The organism is Streptomyces sp. NPDC052721 (genome assembly GCF_040678315.1).
Classification (GTDB): Bacteria; Actinomycetota; Actinomycetes; order Streptomycetales; family Streptomycetaceae; genus Streptomyces.
This window is the reverse complement of record NZ_JBFATL010000029.1, coordinates 1-17,253: the sequence shown is the minus strand read 5'-3', so window position 1 is coordinate 17,253 and position 17,253 is coordinate 1. Positions and strand designations below refer to the sequence as shown.

General features: G+C 72.6%; 13 protein-coding genes. 11 read left to right on the top strand and 2 right to left on the bottom strand.

Annotated features, from left to right (window positions below; genetic code table 11):
* Positions 1–43 precede the first annotated feature (43 nt).
* Positions 44–3,763, top strand: coding sequence for a glycosyltransferase (locus AB0L21_RS25485; RefSeq protein ID WP_365786568.1), 3,720 nt, complete (start codon positions 44–46; stop codon positions 3,761–3,763).
* On the top strand, positions 3,760–5,262 hold the full coding sequence (locus AB0L21_RS25480; protein WP_365703139.1) for a DUF5719 family protein: 1,503 nt from the start codon (positions 3,760–3,762) through the stop codon (positions 5,260–5,262). Before AB0L21_RS25485 ends, AB0L21_RS25480 begins: the two co-directional genes overlap by 4 nt.
* A gap of 74 nt (positions 5,263–5,336) precedes the next feature.
* On the opposite strand, the gene AB0L21_RS25475 is transcribed toward AB0L21_RS25480, so the two are convergent.
* A complete protein-coding gene (locus tag AB0L21_RS25475) occupies positions 5,337–5,723 on the bottom strand; it encodes a metallopeptidase family protein (RefSeq protein WP_365703137.1) in 387 nt (128 codons plus the stop codon).
* 351 nt (positions 5,724–6,074) lie between these two features.
* Between AB0L21_RS25475 and AB0L21_RS25470 the strand changes: the two genes are divergently transcribed.
* The 8 genes from AB0L21_RS25470 (at position 6,075) to AB0L21_RS25435 (ending at position 14,627) form a co-directional block, all read left to right on the top strand.
* Entirely contained in the window at positions 6,075–6,500 is a 426-nt protein-coding gene (locus tag AB0L21_RS25470; protein WP_365703135.1) for a DUF3499 domain-containing protein, read from the top strand.
* Positions 6,501–6,734: 234 nt separating this feature from the next.
* The gene (locus tag AB0L21_RS25465; RefSeq protein WP_365786566.1) at positions 6,735–8,099 is read left to right on the top strand and encodes a phosphomannomutase/phosphoglucomutase; all 1,365 of its coding nucleotides are present in this window, start codon (positions 6,735–6,737) and stop codon (positions 8,097–8,099) included.
* A gap of 73 nt (positions 8,100–8,172) precedes the next feature.
* Positions 8,173–8,343 carry a Trm112 family protein gene (locus tag AB0L21_RS25460; RefSeq protein WP_365786564.1) on the top strand — a complete coding sequence of 57 codons (171 nt, stop codon included), beginning with the start codon at positions 8,173–8,175 and terminating at the stop codon, positions 8,341–8,343.
* A gap of 55 nt (positions 8,344–8,398) precedes the next feature.
* Positions 8,399–9,526, top strand: coding sequence for an SIS domain-containing protein (locus AB0L21_RS25455; protein WP_365703131.1), 1,128 nt, complete (start codon positions 8,399–8,401; stop codon positions 9,524–9,526).
* Positions 9,527–9,626: 100 nt separating this feature from the next.
* Entirely contained in the window at positions 9,627–10,778 is a 1,152-nt protein-coding gene (manA, locus tag AB0L21_RS25450; RefSeq protein WP_365703129.1) for a mannose-6-phosphate isomerase, class I, read from the top strand.
* A 168-nt stretch (positions 10,779–10,946) separates the two neighbouring features.
* A complete protein-coding gene (locus AB0L21_RS25445; RefSeq protein ID WP_365786562.1) occupies positions 10,947–11,927 on the top strand; it encodes a cation diffusion facilitator family transporter in 981 nt (326 codons plus the stop codon).
* A 455-nt stretch (positions 11,928–12,382) separates the two neighbouring features.
* Complete coding sequence (gene ahcY / locus AB0L21_RS25440; RefSeq protein ID WP_365703126.1) at positions 12,383–13,840, top strand: adenosylhomocysteinase; 1,458 nt, start codon at positions 12,383–12,385, stop codon at positions 13,838–13,840.
* A gap of 172 nt (positions 13,841–14,012) precedes the next feature.
* Positions 14,013–14,627, top strand: a complete 615-nt coding sequence (locus tag AB0L21_RS25435; RefSeq protein ID WP_365786560.1) for a hypothetical protein — start codon at positions 14,013–14,015, stop codon at positions 14,625–14,627.
* Between the two features lie 55 nt (positions 14,628–14,682).
* Here the strand turns inward: AB0L21_RS25435 and AB0L21_RS25430 are convergent, their stop codons facing one another.
* Positions 14,683–15,627, bottom strand: coding sequence for an RDD family protein (locus tag AB0L21_RS25430; protein WP_365786558.1), 945 nt, complete (start codon positions 15,625–15,627; stop codon positions 14,683–14,685).
* Positions 15,628–15,770: 143 nt separating this feature from the next.
* Between AB0L21_RS25430 and AB0L21_RS25425 the strand changes: the two genes are divergently transcribed.
* Positions 15,771–16,778, top strand: a complete 1,008-nt coding sequence (locus tag AB0L21_RS25425) for a stage II sporulation protein M (protein ID WP_365786556.1) — start codon at positions 15,771–15,773, stop codon at positions 16,776–16,778.
* Positions 16,779–17,253 lie beyond the last annotated feature (475 nt).

Genomic DNA, 17,253 nt, shown 5'->3' with positions numbered 1-17,253 from the left:
ACAGGCGTCCACCGCAGTCCATCGAACCGGGGCCCGTACCTCGATGTCCGTGCACAGCCATACGGCGGCCCAGAGCGGCACCGCCACAGCAGCGTTCGACCCAGCCCGCCCGCCCGAGTTCCCGCGTCATGTGGTGACCGCGGTCCTCGTCTCCCACGACGGCGCCCGCTGGCTGCCCGACGCGCTCGCCGGGCTGCTCGGCCAGGAGCGCCCCGTCCAGTACGCGGTGGCCGCCGACACCGGCAGCGCGGACGACTCCGCCCAGCTGCTCACCGGCGTCCTCGGCGACGCCAACGTGCTGCACCTGGCCCGCCGTACCGGCTTCGGCCAGGCCGTGGAGGAGGCGAGCCGCATCGCGCCCGTCCTCACCCCGGAGGACCTGCCGTACCTCAAGCGCCCCAGCGGCTGGGACCCCGTCACGCGCACCTGGCGCGACGACGCCTACGACCTGCCCGAACTGCCGCACGGCGAGCCCATCCAGTGGCTGTGGCTGCTGCACGACGACTGCGCCCCCGAACCCGACGCCCTCGCCCAGCTGCTGCGGGTCGTCGAGACCGAACTCGAACTCGGCCGCGACGACGTCGCGGTCGTCGGCCCCAAGCTGCGCGGCTGGTACGACCGCCGCCAGCTGCTGGAGGTCGGCGTCTCCATCGCCAACTCCGGCCGCCGCTGGACCGGCCTGGACCGCCGCGAACAGGACCAGGGACAGCACGATCACGTCCGCACCGTGCTGTCCGTCTCCACCGCCGGCATGCTCATCCGCCGCGACGTCTTCGAACAACTCGGCGGCTTCGACCGCCGGCTGCCCCTCATGCGCGACGACGTCGACCTGTGCTGGCGCGCCCACACCGCCGGCCACCGCGTCCTGATCGCCCCCGACGCCGTCGTCCGGCACGCCGAGGCCGCGTCCCGAGAGCGCCGCACGGTCGACTGCGCGGGCCGCACCGCCGCCTCCCCGCACAAGGTCGACAAGGCGGGCGCCGTCTACACCCTGCTCGTCAACACCCGTACGGCCGCGCTGCCCTGGGTCCTGCTGCGGCTCGTCCTCGGCACCGTCCTGCGCACCCTCGCCTACCTCGTCGGCAAGGTCCCCGGCCAGGCCGTCGACGAGATCCGCGGCCTGCTGAGCACCCTGCTGCGGCCCGAGCGGATCGTCGCCGCCCGGCGCCGCCGCGGCCCCGCACGGATCGACAAGGGCGAACTGCGCCAGCTGTTCCCGCCGCCCGGCGCCACCATCCGGGCCACCGTGGAGCAGATCGCGGGCAACTTCACCAGCGGCACCGACAGCGACACCGCCTCGGCCGGCCGGCACGGCGGCGCCGTGGAGTCCGGACCCGGCGGCGACGACGCCGAGTTCCTGGAGGTCGAGCAGTTCGCCCGGCTCAAGCGGATCGCCCGCAGACCCGGCCCGGTGCTCTTCCTCGCGCTGCTGCTCATCTCCCTCGTCGCCTGCCGCGCCCTGCTCGCCGGCGGCGCCCTGGCCGGCGGCGCCCTGCTGCCCGCCCCGGCCGGCGTCGGCGACCTGTGGTCCCGCTACCTGGACGCCTGGCACCCGGTCGGCGCCGGCGGCACCCCGTCCGCGCCCCCGTATCTGGCGATCGTCGCCACCCTCGCCTCGATCCTGTTCGGCTCCACCGGACTCACCGTCACCGTCCTGCTCGTCTGCTCGGTGCCGCTCGCCGGATTCACCGCCTACTTCGCCTCCCGGCCCCTGGTCACCTCCCGGCTGCTGCGCGCGTGGGCGGCCATCGGCTACGCCTTCCTGCCCGCCACCACCGGCGCCCTGGCCGGCGGCCGCATCGGCACCGCCGTGCTCGCCGTACTGCTGCCGCTCATCGCGCGCGCGGGCATCGCCGCCGGCGGCCTGGCAAGCCGCACCGGCGCGCGCGGCAGCTGGCGAGCCACCTGGGCGTACGCGCTCCTGCTGACCATCACCACCGCCTTCACACCGATCGTCTGGCCCATCGCCCTGCTGCTCGGCCTCGGCGTACTGGTGCTGCGCCGCCGCGACCTCGTCGCCCACGGCCTGCGCTTCCTCGCCCAGCTCGGCACCCCGCTGCTGCTCCTCGCCCCCTGGTCGCTGACCCTCCTGCCGACCGGCTTCTTCCAGGAGGCCGGCCTGGAGTACGGCCCCTCGGCCGCCTCCGCGCTCGACCTGCTCGGCGCCGCGCCCGGCGGCCCCGGCACCGTGCACGGCCTGATGCTCATCGGCATCGTGCTCGCCGCGCTCGCCGCCCTGCTGCGCTCCGAGCGGCAGCTCGGCATCCGCACCGCCTGGGCCGTCGCCCTGACCGGCCTCGTCTTCGCGGTCCTGTCCAACAAGTCCGCCTGGGCCGGACCGGCCACCCTCGTCTACGGCATCGCCCTGCTGGCCGCCGCCGCCCTCGGCGCCGACGGCGCACGCGCACGCGTGGCCGAGCAGAGCTTCGGCTGGCGCCAGCCCGTCGCCGCCCTGATCGCCTTCGCCTCGGCCGCCGGCCCGCTGCTCGTCGCCGCCGGCTGGATGATCCGCGGCGCCGACGGCCCGCTGGAGCGCCGCGACCCGGCCCAGGTGCCCGCGTTCGTCGCCGAGGACTCCAGCGGCGGCGACCAGGCCCGCACCTTGATCCTCGACACCGACTCCACCGCACGCGTGCGCTACACCCTGGTCCGTGGCTCCGGCGCCCGCATGGGCGACGCCGAACTCACCGCCGCCGACGGCGACAACGCCCGCCTGGACAAGACCGTCGCCAACCTGGTCGCCGGCTCCGGCGCCGACCAGGCCGACGAACTCGGCGGCTTCGCCGTGCGCTACGTCCTCGTCCACAAGGGCACCCCCCGCGACATCACCCGCGTCCTCGACGCCACCCCCGGTCTGGCCCGGCTCAGCCAGCAGAACGGCAACGCCCTGTGGCGCGTCGACCAGGAGGTCGGCCGCGCGGCCATCGTCCCCGCCTCCGGCACGGGCAAGGCCCAGCCCGTCACCGCGGGACCGGTGGAGATCCACACGACGATCCCCTCCGGCTCCGGCAGCCGCGTCCTGCGTCTCGCCGACAGCGCCGCCGACGGCTGGACGGCCACCCTCGACGGCAAGCCGCTCACCCGGACCACGGTCGACGGCTGGGCCCAGGGCTTCCGACTCCCCTCCAACGGCGGCAGGCTGGACGTCACCTACGACGCCCCGATCGCCCACACGGCCTGGCTCTGGGCACAGGGCGCGCTCGCCGTCGTCCTGGTCGTCCTCGCCCTGCCCGGCCGCCGCCGCGACGTCGACGACGACCTGCCCGAGGAGCAGCCCCTGCCCGCCCAGGCCACCGCCGGCGAGGGCCGTCGCGCCCGCCGCCTGCGCGCCCAGGCGGAGGAATCCGCCGCCGAGGAGCAACCCGGCACGCCTGCGCAGCCCGAGCAGCCCCCGGCCGCCCTACCGCACCAGCAGTCGTACGACGAGTGGGACCCGGGCACGTACGGGAACGCCGGACACGACGGTTACGACGGTTACGACACGGACCCGTACCAGACCACGACCGGCTACGACCAGCAGCCGTACCAGCAGCCCGACCCCTACCAGACGGCCCCGTACGACCCGTACGCCCACAGCGGCACCCCCGACCAGATGCCGTACGACCCGGCGGCCTACCAGCAGGGCTACGACCCGGCGTACGACCCCGCCCAGCAGGGTTACGACCCCGCCCAGCAGGGCTATGACCCCGCCCAGCAGGGCTATGACCCGGCCCAGCACCCCCACGGCACCGGCAGCCAGCGCCCCGACGGGAGCCAGCAGTGAACCGCACCACCCTGTCCCTGATCGCCGGCACGGCCGCGCTGGCCGCCGTCACCGCGTTCGCCGCGTTCGACTCGCCGTCCGCGTCCGGCGCCGCCGCCCCCCAGGCGGCGGCCCGGCTGCCCGTGGAGCGCACCAGCCTGCTGTGCCCGGCGCCGAGCATGTCGGACATCGCCGACACGGCGTACACGTCGTTCACGCCCGTCACCAAGGGCACCGGGAGCGGCGGCAAGGCCCAACTCCGGGCAGCCGACGGCACGGACGGCAGCCAGAAGGGCAAGGGCGGCAAGGGCGCCGGGAAGAAGACCGACGAGCCGGTGCTCACCCCGAAGGCGCCGGGCACGCCGGCCACCGGGGAGACCTCCGGCGCCGAGGTCCCCGCGCTCGTCGGCACCGCGGACGGCAGGTTCGCGTCCGGCTGGACCGTCCAGGAGACCACCGAGGTCGCCGCCGGCACCGGCCGGGGCCTTCTCGGCGTCAACTGCACCGGCGCGGACACCGAGTTCTGGTTCCCGGGCGCCAGCACGGCCACCGGCCGCACCGACTACGTCCACCTGACCAACCCCGACGACTCGGCCGCCGTGGTCGACATCGAGCTGTACGGCAAGGACGGCGCGATCAAGTCCCCGCTGGGCGAGAACCTCACCGTCAAGCCGCACGCGAGCGAGCCGATCCTCCTCTCCACCCTCACCGACGAGCGGCAGTCCGACCTGACCGTGCACGTCAGCGTGCGCAGCGGCCGGGTCGGCGCGGCCGTGCAGGCCCTGGACGACAAGGCGGGCGGCGACTGGCTGGCCGCCGCCGCCGACCCGGCCGGCAGCCAGGTCCTGCCCGGCATCCCGAAGGACGCCACCGACGTCCGCCTGATCGCCTTCACCCCCGGGGACGACGACGCCGACCTGAAGATCCGCCTGGCCTCCGCCGACGGCCTGATCACTCCGGCCGGCAACGAGAGCCTGCACGTCAAGTCCGGCATGACCACGGCGGTCGACCTCGGCGACGTCACCCGCGGCGGGGCCGGCTCGCTGGTCCTCGCCCCCACCGACCAGACCGTCCCGGTCGTCGCGGCGCTCCAGGTGGTGCGCGGCAAGGGCGACAACAAGGAGACGGCGTACATCCCGGCCACGGCCGCCGTCGGTACGCGCGCGACCTCGGCCGACAACAGCGTGAAGGGCACGACGCTCGCCCTGACGGCACCCACCGGCACGGCCACGGTCAAGGTGACGGCGTCGGCGGGCAGCGAGGGCGGGACCCCGGTGACCAAGACGTACACGATCAAGTCCGGTACCACCCAGAACGTCGACGTCCCCGCCCCGGCGGGCCTGAAGGGCACGTACGCCCTCACGGTCGAGCCCGTCTCCGGCGCCCCCGTCTACGCCTCCCGTACCCTCGCGGCCACCGAGGGAGGCGTCCCGGCCTTCACTGTCCAAACCCTCCCGAGCGACCACGGAATGGTGTCGGTACCGAGAACGGAGCAGGACTTGTCGGTCCTGCAGAAGTAAGCGGTTGGGGCGGCCGATCGCCACCCGCGGACCCGCCCCGCCCGCCACCACCACCCGGCACCGACGAAGGCGCCCTAGTCCTCCCCGTACCGAGGATCCACGGTCTCCGGTGTCAGGCCCAGCAGCTCGGCCACCTGCTCCACGACCACCTCATGGACCAGCGCGGCGCGCTCGTCCCGCCCCTTGGTCCGGATCTCCACCGGCCGTCGGTACACGACCACCCGAGCCCGCCGCCCGTCCCGCGCGGGGATGACCCCACCGAGCGGAACGGCCTCGTCCGTCCACGCCACCTGATCCCCGCGCCCCTCCAGCCGGGGCACCTCCAGCACCAGGAAGTCGATGTCGGCCAGCTGCGGCCACCGTCGTTCAAGGCGTTCCACGGAGTCCTGCACCAGGTCGGCGAACACCTCGGCACGGCTGGCCGCCAGTGGCACCTGCGGCGGCGCGATCGGCCCCCGCATGCCCCGCCCGTGGCGATCACGGCGGCGGGGCCCGGGGCCGGCGGCACGGGGCGGTACACGGTTGTCCATCACTGGTGAAGGGTAGTCCCCGCGCCCTCCGCACGTCCGGCTCCGCGCGGCATCCGGCCCCTGCCCCGGCATGTCGCAGGATGACCATTCCAGCCAAGGTCTGGCTCGTTTCCGTAACTCTCCAAGACCGCCGAACTCAAGGCAATTGACGGTGTTTGTACCGACTCATGATCGGACGCGGTCCCGCCCGGCACCCACCGCACCTGCGTCCATGCAGGTCAACGAAGTCCGCTCGAAGGGGTGTGTGGGGCGTTTCACAGCACGACACGGTGGAGTGACGTGGTGGAGAGTCGTCGCGGCCCGCTCAAGAGTGCGGTACCGTCCAACCTCGTGAGCCCTGTACGTCGCTGTTCGCGCACCGCCTGCGGCCGACCCGCCGTCGCGACGCTGACGTACGTCTACGCCGACTCGACCGCGGTCCTCGGCCCGCTCGCCACCTACGCCGAGCCCCACTGCTACGACCTGTGCGCCGAGCACTCCGAGCGCCTCACCGCCCCGCGCGGCTGGGAGGTCGTACGACTCCTCGACGGCTCCGCGCCCGCGCGGCCCAGCGGAGACGATCTGGAAGCGCTTGCCAACGCCGTGCGCGAGGCGGCCCGCCCGCAGGAGCGCGCGGCGGGGGCGGGCGGCGGCGGATCCCGCGCCGCCGACCCCATGGAGGTCGCCCGCCGCGGCCACCTGAGGGTCCTGCGCTCCCCGGACAACTGAGCGCGACAAACCGGCAAGCACCACGCCTGAGGCCCGACTGTGCGCCGCGGCTGGGGCCCAACCGTGCGCCACGGCTGAACGCCACCCCACGCCACCCCCGCCCCGCGTGACGGTCCGGTCCGTCCGGGCGTTACGGAAGGGGGTCCACCGGGCGTCCACCCGGTGTCCGCGCACGGCGCCCTCACCCCCGGCGGGTAGTTTGTGGGCACCCATAGGACTTCAGGAGGGTTGGCCGTGACTGCTGATCTGTCGCAGATCGTGAAGGCGTACGACGTACGCGGAGTGGTCCCGGACCAGTGGGACGAGGCACTGGCCGGACTCTTCGGCGCCGCCTTCGCGCAGGTGACGGGAGCTGCGGCCATCGTCGTCGGCCACGACATGCGGCCCTCGTCCCCCGGCCTCTCCCGCGCCTTCGCGCGCGGCGCGGCGGACCGCGGTGCGGACGTCACCGAGATCGGCCTGTGCTCCACGGACCAGCTGTACTACGCCTCCGGCGCGCTGAACCTGCCGGGCGCGATGTTCACGGCCTCCCACAACCCGGCCCAGTACAACGGCATCAAGCTGTGCCGCGCGGGCGCCGCCCCCGTCGGCCAGGACACGGGCCTCGCGCAGATCCGCGAACTGGTCGAGCGCTGGCTGGCGGAGGGCGCCCCGGACCCCGTGCGCCGGCCGGGAACCCTCTCCTCGCGGGAGACGCTGGAGGATTACGCGGCGCACCTCCGCTCCCTGGTCGACCTCACCTCCATCCGCCCCCTGAAGGTCGTGGTCGACGCCGGCAACGGCATGGGCGGCCACACGGTCCCCTCGGTCTTCGCCGGCCTGCCCCTGACGCTCGTCCCGATGTACTTTGAACTGGACGGCACCTTCCCGAACCACGAGGCCAACCCGCTCGACCCGGCCAACCTGGTGGACCTGCAGAAGCGGGTCCCGGTGGAGGGCGCCGACCTCGGCATCGCCTTCGACGGCGACGCCGACCGCTGCTTCGTCGTGGACGAACACGGCGACCCGGTCTCCCCGTCCGCGATCACCGCGCTGGTCGCCGCCCGCGAGCTGGCCCGCAACGGCGGCAAGGGCACGGTCATCCACAACCTGATCACGTCCCGCACGGTCCCGGAGGTGGTGAAGGAGAACGGCGGCACCCCCGTCCGCACCCGCGTCGGCCACTCCTTCATCAAGGCGGAGATGGCCCGCAACGGCGCGATCTTCGGCGGCGAGCACTCCGCCCACTACTACTTCAAGGACTTCTGGAACGCCGACACGGGCATGCTGGCCGCCCTGCACGTCCTCGCCGCCCTCGGCGGCCAGGAGGGCCCGCTGTCCGCCCTGGTCGCCCAGTACGACCGCTACACCGGCTCCGGTGAGATCAACTCCACCGTCGCCGACCAGTCCACCCGCCTCGCCGCGATCCGCACCGCGTACGAGGGCCGCCCCGGCGTCACCCTGGACGACCTCGACGGCCTCACGGTCGCCGCGGCCGACTGGTGGTTCAACGTCCGCCCGTCCAACACGGAGCCGCTCCTCCGCCTGAACGCCGAGGCGAAGGACGAGGCCACGATGACGAAGATCCGCGACGAGGCACTGGCGATCATCAGGGGCTGAGCGGCCTGCCCATGAGCGGTACGCTGACCAGGCATATGCACAGACACCCATACGCCCTCTGAAGGGACAGCCCATGCCGCTCGAAGCCGGCCTCCTGGAGATCCTCGCCTGCCCGGCCTGCCATGCCCCCCTGAAGGAGCAGGACAACGAGCTGATCTGCACGGGCCAGGACTGCGGCCTCGCCTACCCGGTCCGCGACGGCATCCCGGTCCTGCTGGTCGACGAGGCCCGCCGCCCCGGATGACGAGGCCCGTCACCTCGTAGCACCCCAGGATCCCGGCGATCGGAGGCTGCCGCCCATGCTGGACGAATCGCTGCTCGACACCCCGGAAGGCCTCGCCGAGGCCGACCACCGGGGTCTGCTCCGCGGCGCGGCGGAGGCCGGCGCCCGCGTCCGCACCGCCGCCCGGCACGCCACCGAGGCCGGCGTCGGCGAACTCAAACCCGACGGCCGCCCCCGCGCGGTCCTCATCGCGGGCCCCGGCGCCGCCGCCACCCACACCGCCGACCTCCTCGGCACCCTGGCCGGCCCCGGCAGCCCCGTCGTCCGGCTCGCCCCCACCGGCGTCGCCCCGGCCGCGGGCGCCCTGCGCTGGGAACTCCCCGGCTGGGCCGGTTCCGTGGACCTGCTGCTGATCGCCACCCCGGACGGCACCGAACCGAGCCTGTCCCTCCTCGCCGACCAGGCCTATCGCCGTGGCTGCTCGGTCGCCGCCGTGGCCCCGCCCGGCACCCCGCTCGCCGAGGCCGTCGTCGGCGCGCACGGCCTGTTCGTGCCGATGGCGACGGCGCCGTACGACCAGGAGGAACCGCTCGCCGCGTCCTCCCCGGGCGTCTTCTGGGCGCTGCTCACCCCGCTGCTCGCCCTCCTGGACCGGATCGGCCTGATCGCCGCGCCGCCGGACGCCCTGGAGAAGGTCGCCGACCGCCTCGACCACATCGCGGAGCGCTGCGGCCCCGCCATCGCGACCTACAGCAACCCGGCGAAGACCCTCGCCGCCGAACTCGCCGACGCGCTCCCCCTGGTGTGGACGGAAGGGCCCTCGGCCGGCCCGGCGGGCCGCCGCTTCGCCGCCGCCCTCGCCGAACTCGCCGGCCGCCCCGCCCTGGTCGCCGAACTGCCCGAGGCGCTCGCCGCGCACAGCGCCCTGCTGGCCGGCCCGCTCGCCGCCAGCGCCGACCCCGAGGACTTCTTCCGCGACCGCGTCGAGGAGCCGCCCGCGCTGCACGCGCGCGTGGTGCTGCTCCGCGACCGCCCGATCACCGGCCTCACCGCCGCCCCCGCCGCCCGTGACGTGGCCCTCAGCCACGACACGGCGATCAGCGAACTCGAACCGGAGGAGGGCGGCGAACTGGAGACCCTCGCGGAACTGATCGCCGTCACGGATTTCGCCGCCGTTTACCTGGCGCTCGCTTCCGGGGCCTGATCTTGCTCCGGTCCGGACGACCCGAGCCCGCCCCCGGCGCCGCGACCGGCACAGTCGCCGGCGCGGCCGAGCAGCGTACGTACGGAGACTGAGAAGACACATGGACCGCCTCGACAACACCATCCGCCCCTACGCCTGGGGCTCTCCCACCGCGATACCGCACCTCCTCGGCGTCGAGCCGACCGGCGAACCCCAGGCGGAGATGTGGATGGGCGCACACCCGGGCGCCCCGTCGCGCACCGCGCGCGGGACCCTCGTGGAGGTCATCGAGGCCGACCCGGAGCGGGAACTCGGCGCCCGCGCGGTGGCCAAGTTCGGCCCCCGCCTGCCGTTCCTGCTCAAGATCCTCGCCGCCGGCGCGCCCCTGTCCCTCCAGGTGCACCCCGACCTGGAACAGGCCAAGGAGGGGTACGCCGACGAGGAGCGGCGCGGCATCCCCGTCGACGCCCCGTACCGCAACTACAAGGACGCCAACCACAAGCCCGAACTGATCTGCGCCCTCACCGAGTTCGACGGTCTGTGCGGCTTCCGCGACCCGGTCCGGGCCGCCGACCTGCTCGACGGACTCGGCGTCGACTCCCTCAAGCCGTACGTCGACCTGCTGCACGCCCACCCCGAGGACGCGGCCCTGCGCGAGGTCCTCACCGCGATCCTCAGCGCCGACCCGGAGGAGATGGCCCACACGGTCGCCGAGGCCACCGCCGCCTGCACCCGCCTCGGCGGCGCCTACGCTCCCTACGCCGACATCGCCCACCACTACCCGGGCGACCCCGGCGTCATCGCGGCCATGCTGCTCAACCACGTCCGGCTGCATCCCGGCGAGGCCCTGTTCCTCGGCGCCGGCATCCCGCACGCCTATCTCAGCGGCCTCGGCGTCGAGATCATGGCCAACTCCGACAACGTCCTGCGCTGCGGCCTGACCCCCAAGCACGTCGACGTCCCCGAACTCCTGCGGATCGTCCGCTTCGAGCCGAGCGACCCGGGCGTGCTGCGCCCGGAGGCCTCCCCGGAGGGCGAGGAGGTCTACGAGACCCCGATCGACGAGTTCCGGCTCTCCCGGTACGTCCTCCCCGAGGGCGGCGCCGCCCACGACCTCACCCGCGACACCCCGCAGATCCTGCTCTGCACGGCAGGCACCGTCCGGGCGGGCGAACACGAGCTGCGTCCGGGCCAGTCGGTCTTCGTCCCGGCCGGCGAGCGGGCGGAGATCTCGGGCGCGGGCACGGTCTTCCGTGCCACCGTGATCGTATGACCGAGGCTGTGGACAGCCTGTGGATCATATGACCGGGGTTGTGGATACCTGACGCATCGGTGCCCGGCCGGGCTGCAAGAATGGCCCACCGGCAAAGGCCGGGCAAAGCCGGGCACTCGCCCGGACGGACGCACCAGGGCGACAGAGGCGAAGGGACAACGCGAACACATGAGCGCGTCAGGCGGTACCAAGGCGATCGTGGCGGCACTCGGCGCCAATCTCGCCATCGCGGCATCGAAGTTCGTGGCGTTCGCGTTCAGCGGCTCCTCCTCGATGCTCGCCGAGGGCGTCCACTCGCTCGCCGACTCCGGCAACCAGTTCCTGCTGCTCGTCGGCGGCAAGAAGGCGCAGCGCCAGGCGAGCCCGCAGCACCCCTTCGGCTACGGCCGCGAGCGGTTCATCTACGCCTTCCTCGTCTCCATCGTCCTCTTCTCCATCGGCGGCATGTTCGCCGTCTACGAGGGCTACGAGAAGGTCCGCCACCCGCACGACCTGGAGCACTGGTACTGGCCGGTCGGCGTCCTCGTCTTCGCGATCATCGCCGAGGGCTTCTCCTTCCGCACGGCCATCAAGGAGTCCAACAGCCTGCGCGGCACGCTCTCCTGGAAGGAGTTCATCCGCCGCGCCAAGGCACCCGAGCTGCCCGTCGTCCTCCTGGAGGACTTCGGCGCGCTCATCGGTCTGATCCTCGCCCTCGGCGGCGTCGGTCTCTCCCTGCTCACCGGGGACGGCGTCTGGGACGGCATCGGCACCCTCTGCATCGGGGTCCTGCTCGTCCTGATCGCCCTCGTCCTGGCCGCCGAGACCAAGTCGCTGCTGCTCGGCGAGGCCGCCGGGCTCGAAGACGTCAAGAAGATCGAGGCCGCGATCCTCGACGGCGACACGGTCACCCGCATCATCCACATGCGCACCCTCCACCTCGGCCCGGAGGAACTGCTGGTCGCCGCCAAGATCGCCGTTCAGCACGACGACACGGCCACCGAGGTCGCGAGCGCCATCAACGCCGCCGAGGCCCGCATCCGCGCCGCCGTCCCCATCGCCCGCGTCATCTACCTGGAACCGGACGTCTACAGCGAGGCCGAGGCCGCCAAGGGCCCGGACCCGGAGGCGACCCCGGGCGGCCCCGCCCCGCACCCCGCGGGGCACTGAGAAAGCTTCGCGGTACGACCCTCAGCCCTGAGCCGGCCGCACGGGCCAGGGCGCCGGCGGCACCGTCGGCGCCTTCCCCCGCCGCACCACCGGGGCGGCGATCCCCCATACCGGCCCGCTGCGAACGCTGTGAGCGCCGGCCTCGCCGTGACCGCTCGATGCACCCTCCCCGGTGAGCGGCACCCACCGCCGAGAACGCCGCGCATCCGACCCGTCGAATGCTCAGGCGGACTGGGGCCGACCGGGCCGTCCGGTGTAGCTTGGGACGGAGCCAGACGTCGCTGCTGATGGCGGTCGGGCGGTCCCACGCGGACCGACCGAGGGAGAGAGGGCCTCCGACGGACTGCGCTGCGCGTACGTGGGCATGCCTGTGTCCTCTTCTCGGGCACCCCTGTGTCCGCCGCCGCGCAGACCAGCCGTACCCACCTCGCCCCAACCCCGAGGAGCAGCTCGTAATGACGACTGTCGAGAACCGACAGGACTTCAAGGTCGCCGACCTCTCGCTGGCCGAGTTCGGCCGCAAGGAGATCACCCTCGCCGAGCACGAGATGCCCGGCCTGATGGCGATCCGCAAGGAGTACGCCGAGGCCCAGCCGCTCGCCGGCGCCCGCGTCACCGGCTCGCTGCACATGACCGTGCAGACCGCCGTGCTCATCGAGACCCTGGTCGCCCTCGGCGCCCGGGTCCGCTGGGCCTCCTGCAACATCTTCTCCACCCAGGACCACGCCGCCGCCGCCATCGCCGTCGGCCCGAACGGCACGCCGGACAACCCGCAGGGCGTCCCGGTCTTCGCCTGGAAGGGCGAGACCCTGGAGGAGTACTGGTGGTGCACCGAGCAGGCGCTGACCTGGCCGGACAGCCCCACCGGCGGCCCGAACATGATCCTGGACGACGGCGGCGACGCCACCCTCCTCGTCCACAAGGGCGTGGAGTACGAGAAGGCCGGTGAGGTCCCCGCCCTGGACACCGCCGAGTCCGACGAGCACCGCGTCATCCTCCAGCTGCTGCACCGCACCCTGGGTGAGAACCCCCAGAAGTGGACCCAGCTGGCCTCCGAGATCCGCGGCGTCACCGAGGAGACCACCACCGGTGTCCACCGCCTGTACGAGATGCAGCGCGACGGCGTCCTCCTCTTCCCGGCGATCAACGTCAACGACGCCGTCACCAAGTCGAAGTTCGACAACAAGTACGGCTGCCGCCACTCCCTGATCGACGGCATCAACCGTGCCACCGACGTCCTGATCGGCGGCAAGACCGCCGTCGTCTGCGGTTACGGCGACGTGGGCAAGGGCTGCGCCGAGTCCCTGCGCGGCCAGGGCGCCCGCGTGATCGTCACCGAGATCGACCCGATCTGCGCCCTGCAGGCGGCGATGGACGGCTACCAGGTCACCACGCTGGACGAGGTCGTCGAGACCGCCGACATCTTCATCACCACGACCGGCAACAAGGACATCATCCTGGCGTCGGACATGGCGAAGATGAAGCACCAGGCGATCGTCGGCAACATCGGCCACTTCGACAACGAGATCGACATGGCCGGCCTCGCCAAGATCCCCGGCATCGTCAAGGACGAGGTCAAGCCGCAGGTCCACACCTGGACCTTCCCCGACGGCAAGAAGATCATCGTTCTCTCCGAGGGCCGCCTGCTGAACCTGGGCAACGCCACCGGCCACCCGTCGTTCGTGATGTCCAACTCCTTCGCGGACCAGACCCTGGCCCAGATCGAGCTGTTCACCAAGCCCGACGCGTACCCGATCGGCGTCTACGTGCTGCCCAAGCACCTCGACGAGAAGGTCGCCCGCCTCCACCTGGACGCGCTCGGCGTCAAGCTCACCAAGCTGCGCCCGGAGCAGGCCGCGTACATCGGCGTGGAGGTCGACGGCCCGTACAAGCCGGACCACTACCGCTACTGATCCGGTGATCCCGTAGTCCGGCCGCCGGGGGAGTGCGCCGGTGCACCGACGCACCCTCCCCGGCAGCAGGTCCTCCGAGGCAGGCCCCCGCACCCCCGTGCCGGGGGCCTGCCCCTTTGGCTTCCGGACCATGCCTTCCGGCCGGATCAGCCCGTCAAGACCCAGGACTCCCATGCCCCGCGGCCGTTATTCGCTCTACGATCCGCACGATCACACCCCCCTCGCGGACGAACACTTCCAGTGCGCCCCCGGCCCGTCCGGCTGGCGCTATGTCTCCCGGGTGACCGGCCCCGCCGGCGACCACCGCGGCTCGGTCGACCTCGCCCTGGACGACCTCGGCCGTCCCCTCCGCCTCGAACTCCACGCGGGTGACTGGCAGGTGCGCGGCGCCGCCCTCGACGGCGTCACCTGGGTCCGCACCGACCCCACCGGCACCCAAGCCACCGAAGGCAATGTGCGCGCCCACGCCTTCACCGGCACGTCCCCCGCGTTCCTCGTCGCCACCGCCCGGCTCCTGCGCCTCACCCCCTCGTCCCCCGCGACCCGCGTACGCCTCGTGGCCTTCACCGACCCGGTCCTCGCCCCCCGCACCGTGGACCAGTCCTGGGCTCTGGTGAACAGCGAAGCACACGCCACTGACAACGGGCCCCTGACCGTGGACGAATACCAGGTCACAGCCCTGGACACCGGCGAACAGCACACCGTCCACCTCGCCGGCGACGTCGTCCTCGCCGCGCCCGGGATCGAGCTGGAAGACCTCCAGTCACCGCCGTCGCGATTCCACTGACCCGGTAGCTCCGGCGGCCCCGGGTGCCGCGAGCACGGCAACACCACACTGCGCACTACGCCGGCGGCGCGAACCCCGTCGCCGGCCGGTCGGCCCGCGGCTCCTCCCGCGGCGGCGCCGACGAGGGAGCGAGAGAAGCCTGAGGCGGCGGTGCGGCTCCCTGTGCCATCGGCGGTACCGCCGGCTGCGCCACCGGCTGTGCTGCGGGCTCTGCCATCGGAAGAACAAAACCGCCGGACGGCACGCCGCCGCTCCTTCCGAACGCCTGCCGGACCTCACGGGACTGCCGCTCGTGCACCACGGCCGCCAGGAAAGCGGCCGGCGGCAGATCCCGCGGCACCGGTGTCCCCGTACGCCCCGCGAGATCGGCCGCCAGCCGCTGTGCCATACCCGCCGAGACCTGGGGATCAAGCTGCTGCATCCGGGTCAGGTACTGCCGGACGGCGAGCCACAGCCCGTCCGGGACCGCCGACAGGTCCAGCCCGGCGAACCGCCCCACGAGCCACGGCGGCGGAGGCGGAACGAAGCCGGTCCGCCCGGCGGGTATCCGTTCCCGCACGACCAGGGTGCCCGCGAAAACATCCCCGAGCCGCCGCCCCCGCGCCGAGACCAGCGAGGCGACGCAGGCCACCACCCCGAACGTCATCAGGATCTCCACCACCCCGATCGCGCCCCGCACCAGCGCATGCCGGAAGCGGATCGGCCCACCGTCGTCCCGCACCACCCGGAGCCCGAACGCCAGCTTCCCAAGAGAACGCCCGTGACTGAGCGTCTCGACAGCTATCGGCCCGCCGACCAGCACCAGCAGAAACGTCGCGATCGACAGCGCCAGCTGCGCGGCCTCGTCCAGCGAAGCCGTCGACACGGCCAGCACCATCATCACGACGATGTACGCGACCATCGCCACGACCAGGTCCAACAACACGGCCAGTGCCCTGCTCGGCAGCTTCGCGGGCCGCAGTTCGAGCGCCACCGCCTCGCCCGTCACCAGCTCACTCACGCCCGCCGCCCTTCCCTGGTCTGCCCCCTGAACCGCAAGTCTGCCAAGCTGAGGGCGCATCGCGCCGCAGTACGACAAGCTGACAGCAAGCACGAGCATCCACGACGAGCCGTGGACGACCAGCCGAGGAGCAGGCAGACCCGATGGACCTGGACGTCTTCGTCTCCGTACACCGAGCCGAATGGGACCGGCTCGATGCACTGCTCGGCCGCCGACGCCGGCTCACCGGCGCCGAAGCAGACGAACTCGTCGCCCTCTACCAGCGCACCGCCACCCACCTGTCCCTCATCCAGTCGAGCGCTCCGGACCCGCAGCTGACAGGGCGGCTCAGCCAACTCGTGGCACGCGCGCGCAGCACCGTCGCCGGCACCCGCCGCGCCTCGTGGCGCGACGTCACGCACTTCCTCGGCCAGGGCTTCCCGGCCGCCGTCTACCGCGCCCGCCACTGGTGGGTGCCCACAGCGCTGGTCTCCACCGCCGTCGCGATCCTCCTGGGCTGGTGGATCGGCACCCACCCCGAGGTGCAGTCGTCCATCGCGGCACCCAGCCAGTTGCGCGAGCTGACCCGGCCCGGCGGTGAGTACGAGACCTACTACTCCAGCCACCCGGCAGCCGCCTTCGCGGCACAGGTGTGGACGAACAACGCCCAAGCGGCGGCGATGTGCCTGGTCCTGAGCGTCTTCCTGGGACTGCCCGTCCTCTGGATCCTCTTCCAGAACATGCTCAACCTGGGCGTCGGCTTCGGCCTCATGTCCTCGGCCGGCCGCCTCGACACCTTCCTCGGCCTGATCCTCCCGCACGGCCTGCTCGAACTGACCGCGGTCTTCGTCGCCGCCGGTACGGGCCTACGCCTCGGCTGGACCGTCATCGACCCCGGCCCGCGCACCCGGCGCGCGGCGCTCGCGGAGGAGGGGCGGGCCGCCGTCGGCATGGCGATCGGCCTCGCCCTGGTCCTGTTCGTCTCCGGCGCCATCGAAGGCTTCGTCACCCCGTCCGGCCTGCCCACCTGGGCCCGCATCGGCATCGGAGTCGCGGCCGAGCTGGCGTTCCTGGCGTACGTCTACCTGCTGGGCGGGCGTGCGGCACGCGCAGGTGAGACGGGCGATCTCGAAGCGATGGACCGCAGCGCCTCGGTCCCCACGGCCGCCTGACGCCCGGCGGATGTGCACTCGACCCCTGTGAGCTGCTAATCTCCTCTTCGCCCCACGAGAGCCGTTGACACGGAGGGAGTGGGGAGGTAGATTCAAACAGTTGCGCGGAGCTGGACAGGCTCCCCGGCAGCCGATAGAATCTATGAGCTTCTTCGGAAGCCCTGAGTGACATTCCGAGAAGCACCCCCCGATTACTCAGAAATGAGCGGCTGGTTCGACCGGCCAAAGACTTCTGATAAAGTCGGAATCGCCGGAAAGGGAAACGCGAGAGCGGGAACCTGGAAAGCACCGAGGAAATCGGATCGGGAAACGGTCTGATAGAGTCGGAAACGCAAGACCGAAGGGAAGCGCCCGGAGGAAAGCCCGAGAGGGTGAGTACGAAGGAAGCGACCGTTCCTTGAGAACTCAACAGCGTGCCAAAAGTCAACGCCAGATATGTTGATACCCCGTCTCCGGTCATCACGACCGGGACGAG